This is a genomic window from Neisseria sp. HMSC073G10 (assembly GCF_001812605.1).
In the GTDB taxonomy this organism is placed as follows: domain Bacteria; phylum Pseudomonadota; class Gammaproteobacteria; order Burkholderiales; family Neisseriaceae; genus Neisseria; species Neisseria subflava_A.
In genome coordinates this window covers 508,706-532,098 of sequence record NZ_KV809536.1, presented here as the reverse complement: position 1 = coordinate 532,098, position 23,393 = coordinate 508,706, and the positions used below count along the sequence as shown (strand labels likewise).

Here is a 23,393-nt window from a genome sequence, read left to right as displayed (position 1 = left end):
ATTTTAGTGTTCGGAAATAAATTGCAATTCGGTCAAACCGACCGGAGGAAAAAGTTAAAACCATACCCCTGAGGCCGTCTGAAGGCAAGAAAAATCTTAGCAAAGCCTAAATGAGACGGTATAATGTCCACTTAATATCTATTTAATATGCCAAACTGTTTACTTTGAAACAGTGTCCACTCATATTCAAATCTACACATAATGATGAAAAAAACGCTACTTAGCTTAATTTTTGCTGCCCTCCTGAATACTCCTGCCCTCGCTGCCGACCCAGTTGCATCCGCACCTGCCGTACAAAGCGAGGCTCAAACGCAGCCGCTGCTGCACAGTATCAACAGCCCGACAACGCCGCCGGAAATTGCGGCGACTGCCTATATCGTTACCGACCTGCACAGCAAGCAAACCTTAGCATCCAACAATGCCGATACCCCTATCGAGCCTGCCGCATTGACGCAAATGATGACAGCCTACCTTGCCTTTAAAGCACTGGAAAACGGTACGCTTGAGGCAAGCCAAATGCTAACAGTTTCAAACGTCGGCTGGAAAGTCGAAGGTTCGCGTATGTTCCTCGACCCCAAAGTTCCTGTCAGCATCAGCGATTTGATTAAAGGGACAACCATCCAATCGGCCAACGATGCTGCCATTACCCTTGCAGAAGCCATCGGCAACGGCTCTATTGACGAATTCGTCAAACAAATGAACGAAGAAGCCAAACGCTTGGGCATGAAGCACACCCACTTCAACAACCCGACCGGCATTTCTTCTAACGGCCATGTTTCAACCGTTGGCGACCTTGCCATCTTGGCCGCCGCACTCATTAATGACTATCCGAAATATTATCCATTATTTGCAAACAAATCTTTCAAATACAATAATATCGAGCAGCCCAACCGCAACCTTCTGCTCTATCGCGACAGCAGTATCGATGGTTTGAAAACCGGCTATTCTGAAGGCGCAGGTTATCATCTTGCCGCTTCCAGCAAACGCAACAACCGCCGCATTGTTTCCATCCTTGCCGGTGCCGAATCCACCGAAGCGCGCGCCAGCGAAAGCAGCAAACTGCTCAACTGGTCATTGCAGGCATTTGATACGCCTAAACTGTACAACGGCGGAGAAGTGATTTCTCAAGTCAAAGTTTACAAAGGCAGCACCAAAGCCGTAGATATCGGCTTCTTGGACGATGTTTACATTACCATTCCCCACGATACCGGCAAAAACGTCAAACCCATCTTAGAAACGCTTCAGCCCGTCCTCGCCCCGATTGAAAAAGGCCAAGTATTGGGCAAACTGAAAGTTATGAAAGACGGTAAAATCATTGCCGAAAAAGACGTCGTCGCGCTAAACGGTGTTGAAGAAGGTAGCTGGTTGCGCCGTATGTGGGACGCGATTGTGTTGTGGTTTAAAGGTTTATTCAGTTAATCCTCTTTCTATCAAAACATAAATAAAGGCCGTCTGAAATTTTCAGACGGCCTTTTGTATATCTGTTTTATGGCTTTAATAAAAATTCCTAACAAGAAATTTATTCATTTTAATCTTAGCAGTTTCAGTGATTGCCAATATGAAACGCTTCAAAAAAATGCCGTCTGAAAACACAACGGTTTTCAGACGGCATTTCAATACCTTAATATCTTATCAGTATGAGCTTAAACTAAGCCTTTTTTCTCCAGATAGCTTTCGTAATCGCCCAAGTAGTGTTCATATCCGCCTTTGCCATCCAATTCGATGATTTGGGTAGCCAATGAAGATACGAACTGACGGTCATGCGAGACGAAAATCAGCGTGCCGTTGTATTTTTCCAGCGCCATGTTCAAGGATTCGATGCTTTCCATGTCCATGTGGTTGGTCGGTTCGTCCATGACCAAGACATTGGGTTTCAACAGCAACAGTTTGCCGTAAAGCATACGGCCTTTTTCGCCACCGGAGAGAACCTTCACTTTTTTCACGACATCGTTGCTGCCGAAGAGCAAGCGGCCTAAAGTGCCGCGGATGACTTGTTCGTCATCGCCTTCCTGACCCCATTGGCGCATCCATTCGCTCAGGTCCATATCGACGTCGAAGTCGTTTTCATGGTCTTGCGGATAGTAGCCGACACTGGCTTTTTCCGCCCATTTGATGGTGCCTTCGTCCGGCAACAGGCCGTCTGAATATTCGGGGTTGTATGCGCCGGCCAAGAGTTTCAGCAAGGTAGATTTACCTGCGCCGTTCGGGCCGATGATGGCAAGGCGTTGGCCTGCTTCAAGGATGAAGTTCAGGTTTTTAAACAACTGGGTTTCAAAACGTTTGGCCAGTTTTTCAACTTCCACTGCCTGACGGTGCAACTTGGCTTTTTCGTCGGCTTCAAAACGGATATACGGGTTTTGACGGGTAGAAGGTTTGACTTCGACCATTTCCGATTTGATTTTGTCTGCCTGCTTCAGACGGCTGGTTGCCTGACGGGCTTTGGATTTGTTGGCAGAGAAGCGGGCAACAAACTCTTGCAGCTCTTGCAGTTTCTCTTTGGCTTTGGCGTTGTCTTTCAGGGCGCGCTCACGCGACTGGGCGGAAGCGAGCATATAATCGTCGTAGTTGCCCGGATAGATGGTGATGGTGTTGTAGTCCAAATCCGCCATGTGGGTGCAGACTTCGTTCAAAAAGTGACGGTCGTGCGAGATGATGATCATGGTGGAGTCGTATTGGTTCAACACGCCTTCCAACCAGCGGATGGTATTAATGTCCAAGTTATTGGTCGGTTCGTCCAAGAGCAATACATCTGGTTTGGAGAACAGAGCTTGCGCCAGCAATACGCGCAGTTTGAAGCCCGGGGCAACTTCTGCCATGGTCGCATTGTGCAAATCTTCGGAAATGCCCACGCCGCTCAACAATTCGGCAGCGCGCGCTTCGGCGGTGTAGCCGTCGTATTCGGCGAACTTGGCTTCCAGTTCGGCAGCTTTCATGTAGTCATCTTCGGTGGCTTCGGGATTAGCGTAAATCGCATCACGCTCGGTCATTGCCGCCCACATTTCGGTATGCCCCATCATCACCACGTCCAGCACACGCATGTCTTCATAGGCAAACTGGTCTTGGCGTAATTTACCCAAACGCACGCCGTTTTCAATCGCGACTTCGCCGGCAGTCTGTTCCAAGTCGCCGCCGAGGATTTTCATGAAGGTGGATTTACCTGAGCCGTTGGCGCCGATCAAGCCGTAACGGTTGCCTTCGCCGAATTTGACGGATACGTTTTCAAACAGCGGCTTTGCGCCGAACTGCATGGTGATGCCGTTGGTAGAAATCATTATTCGTAAAACCTTTATAAATAGAATGTTATAATCGGACGCGATTGTAGCATATTTTTGCAAAGACCTCAGGATTGAGGCCATGGCAAATGTGTCCAATACCCGATACAAGATGAAAACAGGCAACGCTTCACGCAAAAATGCGTTGTAGGTAGCATTTCAGGCCGTCTGAAACGGAGAAACGATATGGAAACGCACAAAATCTATTACGCCGTGATTATTTTGGTATGCGCCGCCTCCATGCTGCTCAGCCCGTTTTTCTATATCCGCCGCACGCGCTCTGGCACTGAATTGCGGCGCGCGCCCAGACAGTGGAAGCCCATCCTCTTCGCCAACATCATCATGATTGCGGCTTTGTTTGTTTGGTGGAAATGGTTTTAAGGAAAAATAAAAATGAACAAAATCTGGATCAGCACATTACTGCTCGCTTTGACAACTGCGGTTTCCGCCGCGCCTATTTTTGAATGTACCGATTCTGCCGGCCGCAAAGTCTATACCCAAGCTGGCGGCAAAAACTGCAAAGCCAGCAATATCGGCAAACCGTCCGTATATACTTCTGCTCCTGTTTCAACACCGGCAACGCCGACTTCCCCAAGCAAAGCCGAGCAGGCGGAAGGAGCTGTCGCCCCGGTCAATCCGGCTGATGTCGGCGCGGCCAAGCGTGCTTTAGATACTGCCAAGAAAAATTTGGAAGAAGGCAAAAAAGTGCGTTATGGCAATGAACGCAACTATGCCCGCTATCTCGAACGGATCAACGGTTTGGAAAAAGCCGTCCGCTCGGCTCAGGAAAACTATGACGCGGCGCAACGCCAGCCTGCATCTCAAGATCCTGTTGCCTATTGATCCTTACCACACCAGCAAGGCCGTCTGAAATTTGATGTTCAGACGGCCTTTTCATCTTTTCAATATAACAAAATCGTCTTTATACCAAACAAAGCATTCTTTCCAGTTTTCAGATGGCCTTGTTAAAGTAAGCGTGTATTAAATTCTGACGGTTGCCATTATGTTGTTACTCAAAACGCCTTCTGTATTGCCGGGTTTCAAACTCAGCCTGGGTTTGACGGTTTTATGCCTGTCACTTTTGGTGGTTTTGCCGTTTGCGATGATGGCGGCCAAAGCGGCGGAAATCGGCTGGAGCGGATTTTGGAACACGATTACCGAACCCAATGTCTTGGCGGCCGTCTGGCTGAGTTTGCGGATGTCGTTTTATGCGATGTTGACCAATATCGTGTTCGGCACGCTGGTCGCCTGGGTATTGGTGCGCTATAAATTTCCGGGCAAAGGGTTGGTAAACGCTTTGGTCGATTTGCCGTTTGCGCTGCCGACGGCGGTAACAGGCATTGCGTTGGCAACCCTGTATGCGCCCAATGGCTGGATAGGCCGTTTTTTCGAGCCTTTGGGCATCAAAATCGCCTTTACGCCCATCGGCATTTGGATTGCGCTGATTGTCGTCAGCCTGCCCTTTATCGTCCGCGCCGTGCAGCCGGTATTGGAAGAATTGTCGAGCGAATATGAAGAAGCGGCGGCAACTTTGGGCGCAAGCCGTTGGACTACGTTCCGCCGCGTCCTGTTGCCAGAAATCACACCGGCCCTGTTGACCGGCGCAGGCATGATGTTTGCCCGCTCTACCGGCGAATACGGCTCGGTCATTTTTATCGCGGGCAATATTCCGATGGTGTCTGAAATCCTGCCCTTGATTATTACCGGCAAACTGGAGCAATACGATGCTCAGGGCGCATCAGCCGTTGCTCTGTTTATGCTGATGATTTCGTTTGTTATCCTGCTGATTTTGAACATTATGCAATGGACTTTAAGCCGCCGCGCCGGAGCGAAGGTTTAACAAACAACAGGCCGTCTGAAACATTAAGCAAACATTTTTCAGACGGCCCAAACGGATACAAGAATAAATCGAGACTTCACTAACATGAAAACCCATTCTACCAATCCAAACCTGAGCGAACCGCGTTGGCTGCGCGTGTTGCTGACTGCTACCGCCTTGGGCTTTCTGCTGCTGATGCTGGTCGTGCCTTTGGTTGCCGTATTCTATGAAGCCTTAAAAGGCGGTTGGGATTTGTACCTGCAATCTCTGACCGATCCCGAGGCATGGTCTGCCATCAAATTGACGCTGATTACCGCGCTGATTGTCGTTCCCGTTAATGCCGTCTTGGGTGTGGCGATGGCGTGGCTGCTGACCCGTTTCGACTTTCGCGGCAAGCAGTTGCTGACCACCCTGCTCGATTTGCCGTTTTCCGTATCGCCCGTGGTGGCCGGTTTGATGTTCGTCTTATTGTTCGGCGCGCACACGGCATTGGGCGGCTGGCTCGAAGCGCAAGGCATACAGATTATCTTCGCCATCCCCGGCATTATTTTGGCGACCTTATTCGTTACCTTCCCCTTTGTCGCACGCGAAATCATTCCTTTAATGCAGGCGCAGGGCGACAGCGAAGAACAGGCCGCGCTGATTCTCGGCGCAAACGGCTGGCAGATGTTTTGGCGCGTTACCCTGCCCAACATCAAATGGGCGCTGCTCTACGGCATCATCCTCACCAACGCCCGCGCAATGGGCGAATTCGGCGCGGTCAGCGTGGTATCGGGACACATACGCGGCGAAACCAACACCATTCCGCTTTTGGTCGAAATCTTCTACAACGAATACAACTTCACCGGCGCATTCGCCCTCTCCGGCGTATTGGCACTTTTAGCACTGGCGACGCTGGCGGTGCAGAACATCATCACAAAATTACAAGATAAAAAACTCGCCGCCGCCGAAAGGAACGCAGCATGAGCATTACTATTCAACATCTAAACAAACACTTCGGAGCGTTCCACGCGCTGAAAAACATCAACCTCAACGTCCCTACCGGCAAACTCGTTTCCCTGCTCGGCCCATCCGGCTGCGGCAAAACCACACTCCTACGCATTATCGCCGGACTGGAAAACGCCGACGGCGGCAATATTCTCTTTGACGGGCAAGACGTCACCACCAAGCATGTGCGCGAGCGCAAAGTCGGTTTCGTATTCCAACACTACGCCCTCTTCCGCCACATGAACGTGTTTGACAACGTCGCCTTCGGTTTGACCGTATTGCCCAAGTCCGAACGCCCATCCAAAGAACAAATCCGCGCCAAAGTCGAAGAACTGCTCAAACTCGTGCAGCTCTCCCACCTCGCCAAATCCTATCCGCACCAGCTCTCCGGCGGCCAACGCCAGCGCATCGCCCTCGCCCGTGCCCTCGCCGTCGAACCGAAACTACTGCTTTTGGACGAACCCTTCGGCGCGCTGGATGCCAAAGTGCGCAAAGAATTGCGTACCTGGCTGCGCGATATTCATCACAACTTGGGCGTAACCAGCATTTTGGTCACACACGACCAAGAAGAAGCCCTCGAAGTTTCCGACGAAATTGTCGTCATGAACCACGGCAAAATCGAACAAACCGGCAGCGCCGAAGCCATTTACCGCAAACCCGAAAACGCCTTCGTTACCGAGTTCTTAGGCGAAACCGATGCTTTTGAAGGCAGAATCGAAAAAGGCATCTGGCACTACAACGGCTTCGCGTGGAAATTGGACGCGCACTACAAATGGCAGGAGCAAACCGCCATCGGTTATATTCGTCCGCACGAATGGCAGCTTGCCGCCGAAAACGAAACACCGATGATTCGTGCCAAAATCGAAAAAATCCACGCCGTCGGCGCATTGACGCATATTCTGGTAAAACACGACAAACAGGACGTACATATCACGCTGGCTGGCAGCGATGCCGCGCGTTACCAAATCGCCGAAGGCAAAGAATTGAAGCTGATTCCGAAACAGGTTTATGTCTTTTCTCAAAACGAACTAATTGAATATTCGATTTGAGACTAAATCATAAGGCCGTCTGAAAATCTGCTTTCAGACGGCCTTTCATCTTATTCAAACCTGCCAATCAATCGGCTCTAAACCATGCGCCTGCAAATAAGCGTTTGCCTGCGAAAAATGTTTGCAGCCGAAAAAGCCACGATACGCCGACAAGGGCGAAGGATGCGGCGCGGTCAGCACCAAATGGCGGCTGCGGTCGATAAACGCACCTTTCTTCTGCGCATGGCTGCCCCACAGCATAAAGACTAAATGTTCGCGTTCCTTATCCAATTGTCGGATGACTTCATCGGTAAACGCCTCCCAACCAAAAGTCGCATGGGAATGCGCCGATCCGGCACGGACAGTCAACACCGTGTTCAACAGCAATACGCCCTGTTCCGCCCAATGCTGCAAATAGCCGTGTTGAGGAATCTGGAATCCTTCAATATCCGTCGCCAGCTCTTTATAAATATTGACCAGCGACGGCGGCACCGTAATTTCAGGCTGGACGGAAAACGCCAAACCATGCGCCTGACCCGCACCGTGATACGGATCTTGCCCCAAAATCACTACTTTTACATTTCCGAATTCAGTCATCCGAAAGGCATTGAATACATCGCGCTCGGGCGGATAAACGGTTATCCCCGCCTGCCTTTCATGGCGCACCTTCTCCAAAATCGTTTGGAAATACGCCTTTTCTTTTTCCACACCAATCGCCTCGTGCCAAGTCTGCATTATTTGCCGCTCCGTATTTGAATGGACTTATTATAACTGAAATAATTTTCAGCCTTAGCCTTTTCATTTTAAGCTCTTGCCATTATGATAAGGATTATCAAAAGATTATTAAAAGGATATGCCGCATGACGATATGGTTTGTTGCCGCCGCCGTTGTTCTGATTGTCGAATTGTTTATCGGAACGGTTTATCTTTTGGTGGTCAGCGTAGCGCTGGCCGCTGCCGGAATCATGTACGGATTAAGCGGTCACTTTTCTGCCGCCGTTTTGACCGCAGCCATCATCAGCGCACTCGGTATCTGGCTGGTACACGGCCGTCTAAAAAACCGCTTGGCTCCCCAAGCGCTCAACGATGATTTGGATATTGGGCAAAACGTCCGCATCCTACGCCACCTGCATGACAATATTTACGAAGTTGCCTACCGCGGCACACATTGGCAGGCACAAGCCGAACGGCCTCAAGATACTTTTCAGACGGCCTCAAGCGCAGTCATTACCGCCAAAAACGGCAATCTGCTGATTATCCGCACACTCTCCCAACCATCATCATAAGGAAACATTATGGAATTTCTGCTCAGTCTCCCCGTCCTCATCCTCATCGTCGTTGTTGTTTTTGGTTTCAAATCCTTTATCGTTGTGCCGCAGCAGGAAGTTTATGTGGTTGAACGATTAGGCCGTTTTCACAAAGCACTAACGGCAGGTCTGAACATCCTGATCCCATTTATCGACCGTGTCGCCTATCGTCACTCGCTGAAAGAAGTTCCTTTGGATGTTCCCAGCCAAGTCTGTATTACCCGCGACAACACTCAGCTGACTGTGGACGGCATCATCTACTTCCAAGTTACCGATCCTAAACTCGCTTCATATGGTTCCAGCAACTACATCATGGCGATTACCCAGCTTGCGCAGACAACTTTGCGATCTGTCATCGGCCGCATGGAATTGGATAAAACCTTTGAAGAACGCGACGAAATCAACAGCATTGTTGTTGCTGCTTTGGACGAAGCGGCAGGCGCATGGGGTGTGAAAGTCTTGCGTTACGAAATCAAAGACTTGGTTCCGCCGCAAGAAATTCTGCGCTCCATGCAGGCTCAAATTACCGCCGAACGTGAAAAACGCGCGCGCATTGCCGAATCCGAAGGCCGTAAAATCGAGCAGATCAACCTTGCCAGCGGTCAGCGCGAAGCAGAAATCCAACAATCCGAAGGTGAAGCGCAAGCCGCCATCAATGCGTCAAACGGTGAAAAAATCGCCCGCATCAACCGCGCACAAGGTGAAGCCGAAGCCCTGCGCCTGGTGGCAGAAGCGAACGCCGACGCCATCCGCAAAATTGCTGAGGCTGTCCGCTCCGAGGGCGGTGCTGAAGCCGTTAACCTGAAAGTTGCCGAGCAATACGTTGCCGCCTTCAGCAATTTGGCTAAAGAAAGCAACACGCTGATTATGCCTGCCAACGTTGCCGACATCGGCAGCTTGGTCTCCGCCGGTTTGAAAATCATCGACGGCAACAAGCCTAAAGCGTCATAATAGCGTTCTGACTCAGGCCGTCTGAAAACCCAATACGGCTTTTCAGACGGCCTTTTTATATCGTTCGATTTTTATATGAATACACAAACCATCAAAACCTATCTTGTCGGCGGCGCAGTCCGCGACCATCTGTTAGGCCTGCCCGTCAAAGACCGCGATTGGGTAGTCGTCGGTGCAGATGCGCAAGCCATGTTGGCTCAAGGCTATCAACCCGTCGGCAAGGATTTTCCCGTCTTTCTCCATCCTGAGAGCCACGAAGAATACGCCCTCGCCCGTACCGAACGTAAAACCGCCAAAGGCTATGCCGGATTCAGCTTTCATGCCGATAAAGACGTTACGCTGGAACAAGACCTGATGCGCCGCGACCTGACCATCAATGCCATGGCTCAGGATTCAGACGGCACAATCATCGATCCTTTTGGCGGACAACAAGATTTGGCGGCCGGCATCCTGCGCCACGTTTCGCCTGCCTTTGCCGAAGACCCCGTGCGGATTTTGCGTATCGCCCGTTTTGCCGCGCGTTATGGTTTTCAAATTGCCGCTGAAACCCTGTCGCTGATGCGGCAAATGGTAGAAAACGGCGAAGCGGATGCCTTGGTTGCCGAACGCGTCTGGCAAGAATTGGCCAAAGGCTTGATGGAAAAAAATCCGCGCCGAATGATTGAAGTTTTGCGCGAATGCGGCGCACTCAAAGTCTTACTGCCCGAGCTTGATGCCCTGTTCGGCGTACCGCAACGCGCCGACTATCATCCTGAAATCGACAGCGGTATTCATACGCTGATGGTTGTACAACGAGCCGCCGAGATGAACCTGTCCCTCGCCGAACGCTATGCCGCCTTATTGCACGACTTGGGCAAGGCAAAAACACCGGCCGATATACTGCCGAAACACTACGGACACGACGTCAACGGCGTCGAACCCGTCCGCGAAGTCAATCAACGCCTGCGTGCGCCCAAACACTGCGCCGAGCTTGCCGAACTTGTCTGTCGCTGGCACATCATGCTCCATCAAGTCGGGCAGTTCAAAAGCAAAACCATTTTGAATGTTTTGAAAAAAACCGACGCATTCCGCCGCCCCGAACGTTTTCAGACGGCCTTAAACGTTTGCGTGGCCGACAAACAAGGCCGTCTGAATCTTGAAGATACCCCCTATCCGCAACGCGAACACTGGCTGGCCTTACTTGAGGCCGCCAACCAAGTAGATGCAGGCAAAATTGCCGCCGAGTGCCGCGCACAAGGAAAATCCCATTTAATTGCCGAACAAATTGATCATGCCCGCTTGGCACAAATTACACCGTTGCAAAAAGCATATCAGGCTGAAAAAATAGGAGGCTATTCAAGAGGCGGTTGTTTCCCATTTGAATGATGAACAGACTGTTTTAAAAGGGCGATACCGTTTGGAAGGCTCAAAAGTGTTTTATAATGGGCAAACCGATATTGCTGTCGTTTTTGATAAAGACAATAGGTTTGAAACGGCAATGAAGATAAGTGGAAAACAGCGCGAGCATTATTTGAATACGGATTATCTGCAATGAAAAGAACGGTTTTTTCCAAGATGGCGCAAGATTTCTTCGACGGGAAAACGGATGCCGAAACGTTTTACAACCGGTTTATGGACGATTGGATTGCCAACAGTAGCAAGCCGGATGACGTGCGTGTGCCTGTTCCCTATATCGAACAGTCTTTGAGTTTGGCTGTCGACAGTTATTGTCCTGTGGAGTTTCGGGATGATATGCAGCCGTATGATTATGATAAAGAGCAGTTGAAGCGGGTTGTTGATATTTATCTGCAAACCGATGATGTGGATGAGGCTTATCGGATGATGAGGCGGCAGGGTTTGATTTGATGGCTTGATGCCGTCTGAACTTGGTTTCAGACGGCATTTTTATTGCCCTTTGTTTGGAAAAACGGGGCGTTTTGCGGCGGATGCCGCTTTTTTTACGGAGTTTTGAAACATGAAATTGAAATTGGATGAAAACGGTCATGTGGTGGTATCCGACGGCAAGCCGGTATATGTGCATGACGACGGGAAGGAAATCCCGTTTGACGCGCCTGCCGCGATGCAGAAAATCAGCGGCCTGAATGCCGAAGCCAAGCAGCACCGCGAAGCCAAAGAGGCGGCTGAAGCGAAGTTGAAGGCGTTTGATGGTATAGACAAGCTTTGAAACAGCCACCACAATATCTGCTATAATCCGCATCTTGACCATCTTATTTCAACAATAAAATCATGACCATCCAGACCGATTTACTTCACAAAAAAATCAGCAATGAAGATTATCAACGCCTCATTGTCAAACACAGCGAATCTTTCAGCGACGGCGAAATCTGCCTATTGAATGAGATTTTGGAAAAATTTGAATTTGATGTCGTACAGGAACAAGCATTGGCGCAAGCTGTGATGCAGCAGGTGCGCTTCGATCCAAACGACTACCATATCGACAGCGACGATGAAGACACAACCGGTATCTGTCCGCACTGCATCAATCCGCCCATGCCGCCCCTGCGCGATTATTTGGTTTGGCGCGAAACACGCGGCTGAAAATTTTCCTAATCGATTTTGATAAGTTATTAACCATCCGCTATTGAACAAGGCCGTCTGAACAGGTGTCATCGTTACATTTGTTCAGAAGGCCTTTTGTAAATAAATGTTCATGACTAGGATAAATCAGTATAATCTGCGCCGTTTGAATTTTCTTCGGAGCTTTTATGAATCAGCTTAAAACGGCGGTAGCCGGTGCGCAGATTTTGTTTGTCGCATTCGGTGCCATGGTGCTTGTGCCGCTTCTGACGGGCCTGAACCCGGCTTTGGCATTATTGGGCGCAGGCTTGGGCACTTTATTGTTCCAATTGGTTACCAAACGTAAAGTGCCGATTTTCCTCGGCTCTTCTTTTGCCTTTATTGCACCGATTATCTACTCCATCGGCGAATGGGGCCTGCCTTCTACCATGTTTGGTCTGTTTGCGGCGGGTTTCATGTACTTTGTCTTTGCCGCGCTGATCAGATGGCGTGGTCTGGATGCGGTACACAAGCTGTTGCCGCCTGTGGTTATCGGTCCGGTGATTATGGTAATCGGCTTGTCCGTGGCCGCTGCAGCCAGCAGCATGGCCATGGGTCAGGCAGATGGAAAACAGGTCATCGACTATATCGACTCGCTGATTCTGTCCGGCTTTACCTTTGCGGTAACCGTCATTGTTTCTGTCTTCGGCAGCAAAATGATGAAGCTGATTCCGATTTTGATCGGCGTGGCTTCCGGTTATGTGTTGGCTTTGATCATGGGCTTGGTCGATACCAGCGCCATCATCAACGCTCCTTGGTTTGCCGTCCCTCATTTTGAAACGCCTCAAGTCAACTGGCAGGCTGCCTTGTTTATGTTGCCCGTCGCCATCGCCCCTGCCATCGAACACATCGGCGGCATTATGGCCATCGGTAATGTAACCGGTAAAAACTACACTCAAGACCCAGGCTTGGACAAAACCCTTGCCGGCGACGGCTTAGGCGTGTGCGTAGCCGGTTTGATTGGAGGCCCTCCTGTGACCACTTACGGCGAAGTGACCGGCGCGGTGATGATTACCAAAAACAGCAACCCCGTCATCATGACTTGGGCGGCAATTTTTGCTATTTTTATGGCGTTTTTCGGTAAGTTCAACGCGTTTTTGGCTTCGATTCCTATGCCGGTTATGGGCGGCATTATGTTGCTGCTGTTCGGTACAATCGCCTCTTTGGGCATCAAAACATTGATTGATGCGAAAGTAGATTTGATGCAGCCGAAAAATCTGGTTATCGTCAGCTCCGTATTGACGACCGGTATCGGCGGCATGATTATCAAAGTAGGTACTTTGAGCTTCGCCGGTGTAGGTTTGTGCGCCGTATTGGCCATTATCCTGAACTGCGTTTTGCCCAATACAAAATCAGAAGAAGCATAAATAGCTGGCTCATAAACTCAAAGGCCGTCTGAAAATGAGATTTCAGACGGCCTTTTTATTACGCTTTATACAATGAAAAATGCCGGAGACTTAACCATCTCCGGCATTTTTGAATAAGGTGGCGAGCCGAACCCCCGGCACTGGCTCATCAGAGTGGGCTGCTGGCTTCCGCCCCTGACCCGGTGTTCCGAATTACCATGCGGGGAGACCCGCCATAGAAGAAACGCATTATAGCGGTTTTACAGAAAAACTCAAGCGATAAAATCTCTCAGGCCGTCTGAAAACCATTTACACGACAAGATTGTAAACAATATTGCCTAGTTGCAAATCATTCCCATTGAAATGTTTATCGTCTTTTCCGTTGAAAAATATCGAAAATTACACTACATTAACACTTTACGCCATCAAGAAGAAATTGCATTTTTCAGACGGCCTTTAATATAAAAACACATCCATCAACGGAACACAACCATGACCACGACTACTGCCCCTCAGCGTATTCGAGAAATTCCCTATAACTATACTTCTTATACCGACCGCGAAATCGTCATCCGACTGTTGGGCGACGAAGCGTGGCAAATCCTGCAAGACCTGCGCGGTCAACGCAAAACAGGACGTTCGGCACGAATGCTGTTTGAAGTATTGGGCGATATTTGGGTGGTCGTGCGCAATCCGTATCTGGTCGATGACTTGTTGGAGCACCCGAAACGCCGCGCCGCGCTGGTGCGGGAAATGCGCCACCGTTTAAACGAAATCCGCAAGCGCCGCGACGACAATCAGCAAGTGGATGTCTTGGTTGCCGCAGCAGAAAAAGCAGTCGAACGTTTTGATAGCAGTTTTGATGAAACCATCCAAAAACGCCATCAGATTTTGGAACGTTTAAGCAAAATCACCAAGCCGCACAATATTATGTTCGACGGGCTGGCGCGGGTAACGCACGTTACTGATGCGACCGACTGGCGCGTGGAGTATCCGTTTGTCGTCGTCAATCCTGATACCGAGGCAGAGATCGCGCCTTTGGTGCGCGCCTTAATTGAGTTGGACTTGGTCATTATCCCACGCGGCGGCGGTACGGGTTATACCGGCGGCGCAGTACCTTTGGACGCAAACAGCGCAGTCATCAATACCGAAAAACTCGACAAGCATCGCGGCGTCGAATACGTTGAGCTGGCAGGCTTGGACGGCAGACATCCGATTATCCATTGCGGCGCAGGCGTGGTAACCCGACGAGTGGAAGAAACCGCGCATCAGGCAGGTTTGGTGTTCGCCGTTGATCCGACCTCCGCCGATGCGTCTTGCGTAGGCGGTAATGTGGCGATGAATGCAGGCGGTAAAAAAGCCGTGCTGTGGGGTACTGCCTTGGACAACCTCGCCTACTGGAACATGGTTAACCCTCAAGGCGAATGGTTGCGTATCGAACGCGTGCGCCACAATTTCGGCAAAATCCACGATGAAGAAACCGCCATATTTGACGTACATACGCTGGATTCAGACGGTCTCAATATCGTTAAAACCGAACGCTTGGAAATCCCTGGCCACAAATTCCGCAAAGTCGGTTTGGGCAAAGACGTTACCGACAAATTCTTAAGCGGCCTGCCCGGCGTGCAGAAAGAAGGCACAGACGGCATCATCACCAGCGTCGCCTTCGTATTGCATAAAATGCCGAAATACACGCGCACCGTGTGTATGGAGTTTTTCGGTACGGTCGCCACTGCCACGCCGTCCATCGTCGAAATCCGCGACTTCTTGCTTGCCCATGAAAGCGTACGACTGGCCGGTTTGGAACATTTAGACTGGCGTTACGTCCGTGCCGTCGGTTATGCCACCAAAGCGGCAGGCAAAGGCCGACCTAAAATGGTCTTGCTGGCAGACGTGGTTTCCGACGATGAAGCCGCCGTGCAGGCAGCCGCCGAACACATCTGCGAACTCGCCCGCGCCCGTGACGGAGAAGGCTTTATCGCCATATCTCCAGAAGCGCGCAAAACCTTCTGGCTTGACCGCAGCCGCACCGCCGCCATCGCCAAACATACCAACGCCTTTAAAATCAATGAAGACGTGGTAATCCCACTCGAAAGGCTCGGCGAGTATTCAGACGGCATCGAACGCATCAACATTGAGCTTTCTATCCAAAACAAACTCAAACTCTGTGCCGCCTTGGAGCAATATCTGTCAGGCAAACTCCCCATCGACAAAATGGGTACGGACCTGCCAACCGCCGAACTGTTGGGCGAACGCGGCAAACACGCCCTAGCCCATGTTTCTGCTGTCAAAGCGCGTTGGGAATGGCTGCTTGCTAACTTAGATGCGCCGCTTGCCGACTATAAAGCTCGCTATGGCGCAGCAGTCCACGCAGCCCCTGAAGCCAAAGACAATGAAAGCTGCTTTATTGCCTTCCGCGATTTCCGCCTGCGCGTGTCTGTCAAAGCGGACGTAATGAAGCCGCTTTCTGAAATCTTCAGCGGCAAAACCGATACCAAAATTATCCAAGGCTTGGGCAAAATCCACGCTAAAACCGTACGCAGCCGTGTCTTCGTCGCCCTGCATATGCACGCCGGCGACGGTAACGTTCACACCAATATTCCGGTTAACTCAGACGATGCCGAAATGCTTCAGACGGCCTACCGTTCCGTCGAACGCATCATGAAAATCGCCCGCTCGCTCGGCGGCGTAATTTCGGGTGAACACGGCATCGGCATTACCAAGCTCGAATTTCTGACCGATGAAGATTTGCAGCCGTTTTGGAACTACAAAAACCAAGTCGATCCGAAACACACCTTCAACCGTCACAAACTGATGAAAGGCTCGGACTTACGCAACGCCTACACACCATCCTTCGAGCTTTTGGGCGCGGAATCGCTGATTATGGAAAAATCAGACCTCGGCACCATCGCCGATTCCGTCAAAGACTGTCTGCGCTGCGGCAAATGTAAACCTGTTTGCTCTACTCACGTTCCGCGTGCCAACCTGCTGTACAGCCCACGCAACAAAATCCTCGGCGTAGGCTTGCTGACCGAAGCCTTCTTATACGAAGAACAAACCCGTCGCGGCGTTTCCATTAAACATTTTGAAGAACTGATGGACATCGGCGACCACTGCACCGTGTGCCACCGCTGCGTTAAACCTTGCCCTGTCAATATCGACTTTGGCGATGTTACCGTAGCCGTCCGCAACTATCTTGCCGATTCCGGTCACAAACGCTTTGCACCTGCGGCTTCAATGGGCATGGCATTTTTGAACGCCACAGGCCCGAAAACCATCAAAGCCCTTCGTGCCGCCATGATACAGACCGGCTTCCCTGCGCAAAACTTTGCCTACAAAATCGGCAAGCTTCTTCCGATCGGCACGAAAAAGCAAAAAGCCGAACCGAAAGCCACCGTCGGTACCGCCTCAATCAAAGAACAGGTTATCCACTTCATCAACCGTCCTTTGCCGAAAAGCGTGCCTGCTAAAACTCCACGCTCCATGCTGGGTATAGAAGACGACAAGAGTATTCCTATCATCCGCAATCCGGCTTCTCCGGAAGATGCCGAAGCCGTGTTCTACTTCCCCGGCTGCGGCTCTGAGCGCCTGTTCAGCCAAATCGGACTAGCCGTTCAAGCCATGCTCTGGCATGTCGGCGTACAAACCGTCCTGCCGCCGGGCTATATGTGTTGCGGCTATCCGCAAGACGCAGGCGGCAATAAGGCTAAAGCCGAAGAAATGAGCACCAACAACCGCGTGGCTTTCCACCGTATGGCGAACACCCTCAACTACCTCGACATTAAAACCGTCGTCGTCAGTTGCGGTACCTGCTACGACCAACTGGAAAAATACCGTTTTGAGGAAATCTTCCCAGGCTGCCGTATCATCGACATCCACGAATACCTGCTTGAAAAAGGGGTGCAGCTAAACGGCGTACAAGGTCAGCAATACCTATACCACGACCCTTGCCACACACCGATTAAAACCATGAACGCCACCCAAATGGCCAGCAGCCTGATGGGACAGAAAGTCGTCTTAAGCGACCGCTGCTGCGGCGAGTCCGGTATGTTTGCCGTAAAACGACCAGACATTGCCACTCAGGTCAAGTTCCGCAAACAAGAGGAAATTGAGAAAAACCTCAAAGAGCTGCCGCAGGGCGAACCTGTCAAAATGCTCACCTCCTGCCCAGCCTGCCTGCAAGGCTTAAGCCGCTATGCCGACGACAACAATATGCCTGCCGACTACATAGTCATTGAAATGGCGAAACACATCCTCGGCGAAAACTGGCTGGATGAGTTTGTGAAAAAAGCCAATAACGGCGGTGTAGAAAAAGTATTGCTCTAAGGACTTAGACAAAAACTTGTGGCTGTAATAAAGGCCGTCTGAAAATCTTTCAGACGGCCTTTTTATTCAAAAGAATCAAAATACAATAATCAAATCAAATACCTTTACAAATAGCGATGCTACACCAGCAGTATTCAATAAAAAATAAAACCTGAGGCCTTTTATTCCTCAGGTTTTATTTATCAAGCCTTATGCTTTTTCTTTCTGAAGTTTCTCTGCCATCATTTGATGCAGCGTTTTCTTAGCCGGTTTCATCGGAACACGGTTATCCGTCCAACCCAGCTGTTTCCTTGGTGTCAATGCACGGAATTTAGAGGCTGTCCAACCGAATGCACGGTAAGCTTTACTGCCGCTGAAAATACCGTCAAACGTACGCCATGCCAGTTGTTCGCCGAAAGTATGCGATGCACCTTGACCACGGATAGGATGTGGAACGGTTTCGGTTGGCGAACGTTGCGCTTCAACACGCAGACGTTGCATTTGTTCGGTAATCGGAATGCGTACCGGACAAACCTCAACACAGGCGCCGCACATGGTACACGCAGTCGGCAGATCGCGTGTCGCATCCAAGCCCAACAAGTGCGGAGAGATAATCTCGCCAATCGGGCCGGGATAAGTCGTACCGTAAGCCGCGCCACCGATACGGGTATAAACCGGACAGTGGTTCATACACGCACCGCAACGGATACATTGCAAAGTACGGCGCATTTGATCTTCTGCATAAGCTTGGCTACGGCCGTTATCAAGCAGTACCAAGTGCATTTCTTGAGGGCCGTCCAGCTCTTCGCTACGGCGAGGGCCGGTAATCATATTGAAATAAGTGGTAATGTTCTGACCGATGGCGGAGCGTGGCAACAGGCTGTACAAAGGCGGAACATCCGACAGCTTCGCAACCACTTTTTCAATACCGGTAACGGCAATATGCACAGGCGGTACAGTGGTACTCAAGCGGCCGTTGCCTTCGTTTTCGACCAAACACAAAGTGCCTGTTTCCGCAACGGCGAAGTTCACACCGCTCAAACCGACATCGGCAGTACTGTAAATATCGCGCAATGCTTTACGCGCAAATCCGGTCAGCTGGTCTACATCATCTGTTAATGGAGTGCCGAGGTTTTGATGGAAAAGCTCGCTAACCTGCTCTTTGGTCTTGTGAATGGCAGGCATCACGATATGGGTTGGTTTCTCACCGGCCATTTGAACGATAAACTCGCCCAAGTCGCTCTCAATCGCTTTAATGCCTTGATCTTGCAGATAATGGTTCAGCTCAATCTCTTCGCTGACCATAGATTTGCCTTTCACCATCAGCTTACCGTTTTTATCGGTAATGATGTTGTGAATGATTTGGCAGGCTTCGGCAGGTGTTTCCGCCCAGTGGACTTTAACGCCCAACTTGGTCAGGTTTTCTTCCAACTGTTCCAATAATGCAGGCAATTTGGACAACGAACGTTGACGGACATGTTCACACAAGTCACGCAGGCTTTGCAGCTCTTCTTCATCTGTCAAAACGGCTTTGCGCTTGGTCATCAACATATCCATCGCCGTGCGCAAGCTTTTACGCAGAGGCTTGTCTTGCAAAGAAATCGCAGCGTTTTGCTTGAACGTTTCCGGCTTCATATGGAATTTAATGGTTTGGGAACTCATGCTTTTTCCTCCAAATCGGCAGGGGAAATGTGATCAGGCAGAACGGCCAAAACCACTAAATCGCGCGGGCCGTGTGCACCATAGGCCAAAGTCAATTGAATATCGGCAGTCTTAGACGGGCCGGAAATCAAAATAACGTTGGTAGGCATGCCTTTTTCTACCAGTTTTTCGCCTTCAACAGCATTATGGAATTCGTTGTACATTTTGCTGGTGTCAAACAGGCAAAAATGCACAGGCGGCACCAAACTCAGGCTGCGCGGCTCGACAGGGCTGGACTCCAGCATAATCGTACCGGTACGGGCAATACCGCATTTAGAGCCGCTAAAACCAGCCTCAATATCGGTAAAGAATTCGTTTTTCCAGTCGTCGATTTTTCGCTCAAAACCACGCACTTCAATATTGGTATCGGCCAAAGCTGCACGAGCCAGCTGACCATGTTCTGTTTCCAAGGGAAGCAGAATGTTTTTCAAGCCTTTGCCTTCGGCTGCTTGGCGGAATACTTGCGGCCAGTTAGATTTAGTAACCCAATAGATTTCCGTTTTGACGGCACGCATGGCAGCCGCCCAATGTTTCAAACGCTCGACATCGTTTGCCCAAGAAACACCCATTTCACGGTAATAATCGAAAACCGGCGGTTCTTCCATCGGCAAGGCATCGGCTTTTTTCAATTTCGCTAAAATATTTTCGCGCGCGCTCATGCTTTACCTCCGGTACGTTCCAATAGGAAAGATGCAATATGTTTCGGACGTGGCATATTGGGTTCGTCTTTGGCAATTTTGCCGCCGATATTCATCATGCAGCCGCAATCCGCGCTGATGATTTCAGTTGCGCCTGTTTCTTTTAAGGCTGCGACTTTGTCGGTTACCATCGCACCGGAAATATCGGCTTGTTTCACAGAGAATGTACCGCCAAAACCGCAGCACTCGCTTTCATGGTCGTGAACGATACGTTCAACATTTTCCATGCCGTCAATCAGCTGCCAGCCTGACACATGGACATTCATCTCACGACGCGCCGCGCAGGAAGTATGGACAGCCACTTTAACCGGCTCACCTTTATCTTCAGGTTTGTAACCAATCGCCAGCAGGAAGTGGGTAAATTCAATGATACGGTTGGCGCAATCAATGGCTTTTTGTTCGTACTCGGTACCTTTAAACAAAGTCGGCCAGTGGTGTTTCATCATGCCGCCGCAAGAACCGGAAGGCACGACAATCGGCCAATTTTCAGGGAATAAATCCAGTTGCGCTTTGGCAACATCAAAGGCTTCTTTAGGATGACCTGACGAATAGGCCGGTTGGCCGCAGCAGCTTTGTTCCATCGGATAATGGATACGGATACCCTGTTGTTCGATTAAAGTGATGGCATCCATGCCTGCTTCTGGCATAAAAAGGTCGAGAACGCAAGTACCGAAGAAATAAGCATCAGTTGGCTTGCTGTCGAATACGGTGATTTGTGGTGGTTTGATTGCACTCATTTTTTTGTAACGGGACAACCCGTTTTCTTGTGTAAAAATAAGATGGATACTTTAAGTAATTGCTTGTAATGGGTCAAGTCTAATTTTAAAAAATAATATTAAAAAAGCATGACAAACCAAACAAACACCTTTTCCTTATTAACTTGATAATCTACATAATAACCACTATCAATAAGAAAACTGATGGATTCATTTTTTAATGAATGAAATTCGTACATTCCCTCTCTATTTAAAACAGAATAACTGCCTCTTTCTAGAATTTTGATTTACATCAGAAGTCATGAATTTAATCGCTATGACGCGTTTTTAGACGAAACAAGCAATCCGCTATGCTTTACATATGTTTCAAACGGCCACATTGGAATAAAAATATATTTAACATAATAAAAATAAAAGTTTTTCTCACAAGACTCAGGCCGTCTGAAAGATAAGTTCGTCAAAAGGCCACTTCCATATACTCAACCCTACTTTTAATCAAAATCAAACACTTGAAAAAACCTCTTCCTTAACCTTGAAAACCCTATGCACACTCAAGCACTTCCAGTATTATTGAGAAAATTTCTTGACGCAAAATTACAGTCTTAGCCGCCCACAATCGGCATGGATTTGCAAAAGAAGTGAAACCAAGCTTCAAAACAATTTCACCTTAACTTCGGAGTAGTCATTATGTTGACCCAGACTCAACAGGTTGATTTGACCTTGCATCACCTTAAAGAACGCACCCTATCGATTTATACCCCCGAACAGCGTGCAAGCATCGAGACATCTGAAGACTGGAAACAGTTTGACAGACGACTTGAGGAACACTTTCCAAAACTGATGCACGAGCTGGACAATGTTTACAACAACAACGAAGCCGTCCTCCCCATGCTGGAGCAACTGATTGCCCAAGCATGGCAAAGCTATTCCCAACGCAACTCATCCTTAAAAGACATCGATATTGCGCGCGAAAACGATCCTGACTGGATTTTATCCAACAAACAGGTTGGCGGCGTGTGCTACGTCGATTTGTTCGCAGGCGATCTGCAAGGCTTGAAAGCCAAAATCCCTTATTTCCAAGAGTTGGGCCTAACCTATCTGCACCTGATGCCCCTGTTTAAATGCCCTGAAGGCAAAAGCGACGGCGGCTATGCAGTCAGCAGCTACCGCGATGTCAATCCGGCACTGGGTACAATAGACGACTTGCGCGATGTCATTGCCGCCCTGCACGAAGCAGGCATTTCCGCCGTTGTCGATTTCATCTTCAATCATACTTCCAACGAACACGAATGGGCAAAAGGCTGCGCCGCCGGTGATCCGCTCTACGACAACTTCTACTACATCTTCCCCGACCGCTGGATGCCCGACCAATACGACCGCACCCTGCGTGAAATCTTCCCCGACCAACACCCGGGCGGCTTTTCCCAACTGGAAGACGGACGCTGGGTATGGACGACGTTCAACTCCTTCCAATGGGACTTAAATTACAGCAATCCTTGGGTGTTCCGCGCCATGGCGGGCGAAATGATGTTCCTTGCCAACTTGGGCGTTGATATTCTGCGCATGGACGCCGTTGCCTTTATTTGGAAGCAAATGGGCACAAGCTGCGAAAACCTGCCTCAGGCACACGCTCTGATTCGCGCGTTTAACTCTGTAATGCGTATCGCAGCGCCAGCCGTGTTCTTCAAATCCGAAGCCATCGTCCACCCTGACCAAGTTGTCCAATACATCAGCCAAGACGAATGCCAAATCGGCTACAACCCTCTGCAAATGGCATTGTTGTGGAACACGCTTGCCACACGCGAAGTCAACCTGCTCCATCAAGCACTGACCTACCGCCACAACCTGCCCGACCATACTGCATGGGTTAACTACGTCCGCAGCCATGACGATATCGGCTGGACGTTCGCCGACGAAGACGCCTCACAATTCGGCATCCACGGCTACGACCACCGCCAATTCCTCAACCGCTTCTTCGTCAACCATTTTGACGGCAGCTTCGCACGCGGTGTACCGTTCCAATACAACCCCAACACAGGCGACTGCCGTGTCAGCGGTACAGCCGCGGCATTGGTCGGCTTGGCTCAAAACGATCCGCATGCCGTTGACCGCATCAAACTCTTGTACAGCATTGCTTTGAGTACTGGCGGCCTGCCACTGATTTACCTAGGCGACGAAGTGGGTACGCTCAATGACGACGACTGGTCGCAAGACAGCAATAAGAGCGACGACAGCCGCTGGGCACACCGTCCTCGTTACAATGAGGAGTTGTATAACCAACGCCATGACAGCTCGACTACTGCCGGTCAAATCTTCCAAGGTTTGCGCCATATGATCTCCATCCGCCAAAGCAATCCGCGCTTTAATGGCGGCAGATTGGTCACCTTCAACACCAACAACAAACACATCATCGGCTATATGCGCAACAACGCGCTTTTAGCATTCGGCAACTTCAGCGAACATGCGCAAACCATCAGTGCGCACACCCTGCAGGCCATGCCGTTTAAAGCGCACGATTTGATCAGCGGTCAAACCGTTTCTCTGAATCAGGACTTGGTACTGCAACCCTATCAAGTCATGTGGCTTGAAATTGCATAAGCTGAATTTTTTATACATCATTCAAGGCCGTCTGAACAAATCAGCGTTCAGACGGCCTTTTAAGGCATAAGATGTATTTTGTATTTTGGGCAGTTTCGCTTAGAATGCA

At 49.9% G+C, this 23,393-nt stretch carries 20 protein-coding genes and 1 other RNA gene; 15 read left to right on the top strand and 6 right to left on the bottom strand.

The features are described 5' to 3' along the window. Positions 1–201 precede the first annotated feature (201 nt). Complete coding sequence (locus HMPREF2865_RS10860; RefSeq protein WP_070647154.1) at positions 202–1,419, top strand: D-alanyl-D-alanine carboxypeptidase family protein; 1,218 nt, start codon at positions 202–204, stop codon at positions 1,417–1,419. 224 nt (positions 1,420–1,643) lie between these two features. Here HMPREF2865_RS10860 and HMPREF2865_RS10855 read toward each other — a convergent pair whose 3' ends face one another. Beyond that, positions 1,644–3,272, bottom strand: a complete 1,629-nt coding sequence (locus HMPREF2865_RS10855) for an ABC-F family ATPase (protein WP_003683571.1) — start codon at positions 3,270–3,272, stop codon at positions 1,644–1,646. A gap of 186 nt (positions 3,273–3,458) precedes the next feature. On the opposite strand from HMPREF2865_RS10855, the gene HMPREF2865_RS10850 reads away from it, so the two are divergent. The 5 genes from HMPREF2865_RS10850 to HMPREF2865_RS10830 all read left to right on the top strand — a co-directional run bounded on the left by HMPREF2865_RS10850 (position 3,459) and on the right by HMPREF2865_RS10830 (position 7,127). Next, a complete protein-coding gene (locus tag HMPREF2865_RS10850) occupies positions 3,459–3,653 on the top strand; it encodes a hypothetical protein (RefSeq protein ID WP_070632972.1) in 195 nt (64 codons plus the stop codon). Between the two features lie 12 nt (positions 3,654–3,665). Then, entirely contained in the window at positions 3,666–4,115 is a 450-nt protein-coding gene (locus tag HMPREF2865_RS10845) for a DUF4124 domain-containing protein (protein WP_070647152.1), read from the top strand. A 160-nt stretch (positions 4,116–4,275) separates the two neighbouring features. Further along, on the top strand, positions 4,276–5,112 hold the full coding sequence (gene cysT / locus HMPREF2865_RS10840; RefSeq protein ID WP_070647151.1) for a sulfate ABC transporter permease subunit CysT: 837 nt from the start codon (positions 4,276–4,278) through the stop codon (positions 5,110–5,112). A gap of 84 nt (positions 5,113–5,196) precedes the next feature. Further along, positions 5,197–6,057: a sulfate ABC transporter permease subunit CysW gene (cysW, locus tag HMPREF2865_RS10835; RefSeq protein WP_070647149.1), complete on the top strand. Its 861-nt coding sequence runs from the start codon at positions 5,197–5,199 to the stop codon at positions 6,055–6,057. Further along, positions 6,054–7,127 carry a sulfate/molybdate ABC transporter ATP-binding protein gene (locus tag HMPREF2865_RS10830; protein WP_070647148.1) on the top strand — a complete coding sequence of 358 codons (1,074 nt, stop codon included), beginning with the start codon at positions 6,054–6,056 and terminating at the stop codon, positions 7,125–7,127. The genes cysW and HMPREF2865_RS10830 overlap by 4 nt, the downstream gene beginning before the upstream one ends. A 54-nt stretch (positions 7,128–7,181) precedes the next feature. On the opposite strand, the gene ung is transcribed toward HMPREF2865_RS10830, so the two are convergent. After that, complete coding sequence (ung, locus tag HMPREF2865_RS10825; protein WP_070647146.1) at positions 7,182–7,841, bottom strand: uracil-DNA glycosylase; 660 nt, start codon at positions 7,839–7,841, stop codon at positions 7,182–7,184. Between the two features lie 125 nt (positions 7,842–7,966). Here ung and HMPREF2865_RS10820 point away from each other — a divergent pair, with 125 nt between their 5' ends. From HMPREF2865_RS10820 to HMPREF2865_RS10790, 7 genes are all read left to right on the top strand, one after another. After that, on the top strand, positions 7,967–8,392 hold the full coding sequence (locus HMPREF2865_RS10820; RefSeq protein ID WP_039863785.1) for an NfeD family protein: 426 nt from the start codon (positions 7,967–7,969) through the stop codon (positions 8,390–8,392). A 9-nt stretch (positions 8,393–8,401) separates the two neighbouring features. Next, entirely contained in the window at positions 8,402–9,364 is a 963-nt protein-coding gene (locus HMPREF2865_RS10815) for an SPFH domain-containing protein (RefSeq protein WP_039863787.1), read from the top strand. A 90-nt stretch (positions 9,365–9,454) separates the two neighbouring features. Continuing rightward, positions 9,455–10,729 (top strand): multifunctional CCA addition/repair protein, encoded by a 1,275-nt coding sequence (locus tag HMPREF2865_RS10810; protein ID WP_070647217.1) that lies wholly within the window; start codon positions 9,455–9,457, stop codon positions 10,727–10,729. A gap of 165 nt (positions 10,730–10,894) precedes the next feature. Then, positions 10,895–11,209 carry a colicin immunity domain-containing protein gene (locus HMPREF2865_RS10805; RefSeq protein ID WP_070647144.1) on the top strand — a complete coding sequence of 105 codons (315 nt, stop codon included), beginning with the start codon at positions 10,895–10,897 and terminating at the stop codon, positions 11,207–11,209. A 109-nt stretch (positions 11,210–11,318) separates the two neighbouring features. Next, positions 11,319–11,528, top strand: coding sequence for a hypothetical protein (locus HMPREF2865_RS10800; RefSeq protein WP_070647142.1), 210 nt, complete (start codon positions 11,319–11,321; stop codon positions 11,526–11,528). Between the two features lie 62 nt (positions 11,529–11,590). Further along, positions 11,591–11,902, top strand: a complete 312-nt coding sequence (locus HMPREF2865_RS10795) for a hypothetical protein (protein ID WP_070647140.1) — start codon at positions 11,591–11,593, stop codon at positions 11,900–11,902. 167 nt (positions 11,903–12,069) lie between these two features. Continuing rightward, complete coding sequence (locus HMPREF2865_RS10790; protein ID WP_070647138.1) at positions 12,070–13,287, top strand: uracil-xanthine permease family protein; 1,218 nt, start codon at positions 12,070–12,072, stop codon at positions 13,285–13,287. Positions 13,288–13,404: 117 nt separating this feature from the next. On the opposite strand, the gene ffs is transcribed toward HMPREF2865_RS10790, so the two are convergent. Next, positions 13,405–13,501: signal recognition particle sRNA small type (gene ffs / locus HMPREF2865_RS10785), an RNA gene on the bottom strand. A gap of 257 nt (positions 13,502–13,758) precedes the next feature. Between ffs and HMPREF2865_RS10780 the strand changes: the two genes are divergently transcribed. Next, complete coding sequence (locus tag HMPREF2865_RS10780; RefSeq protein ID WP_070647136.1) at positions 13,759–17,592, top strand: DUF3683 domain-containing protein; 3,834 nt, start codon at positions 13,759–13,761, stop codon at positions 17,590–17,592. 189 nt (positions 17,593–17,781) lie between these two features. Here the strand turns inward: HMPREF2865_RS10780 and HMPREF2865_RS10775 are convergent, their stop codons facing one another. The 3 genes from HMPREF2865_RS10775 to HMPREF2865_RS10765 are packed head-to-tail and all read right to left on the bottom strand — an operon-like array spanning position 17,782 to position 20,707. Beyond that, positions 17,782–19,233: a LutB/LldF family L-lactate oxidation iron-sulfur protein gene (locus HMPREF2865_RS10775; protein ID WP_070647134.1), complete on the bottom strand. Its 1,452-nt coding sequence runs from the start codon at positions 19,231–19,233 to the stop codon at positions 17,782–17,784. Continuing rightward, positions 19,230–19,931 (bottom strand): LutC/YkgG family protein, encoded by a 702-nt coding sequence (locus HMPREF2865_RS10770; RefSeq protein WP_070460702.1) that lies wholly within the window; start codon positions 19,929–19,931, stop codon positions 19,230–19,232. Before HMPREF2865_RS10770 ends, HMPREF2865_RS10775 begins: the two co-directional genes overlap by 4 nt. Continuing rightward, a complete protein-coding gene (locus HMPREF2865_RS10765) occupies positions 19,928–20,707 on the bottom strand; it encodes a (Fe-S)-binding protein (protein ID WP_070647216.1) in 780 nt (259 codons plus the stop codon). Before HMPREF2865_RS10765 ends, HMPREF2865_RS10770 begins: the two co-directional genes overlap by 4 nt. A 666-nt stretch (positions 20,708–21,373) precedes the next feature. Between HMPREF2865_RS10765 and HMPREF2865_RS10760 the strand changes: the two genes are divergently transcribed. Beyond that, positions 21,374–23,284, top strand: coding sequence for an alpha-amylase family protein (locus tag HMPREF2865_RS10760; protein WP_070647130.1), 1,911 nt, complete (start codon positions 21,374–21,376; stop codon positions 23,282–23,284). Positions 23,285–23,393 lie beyond the last annotated feature (109 nt).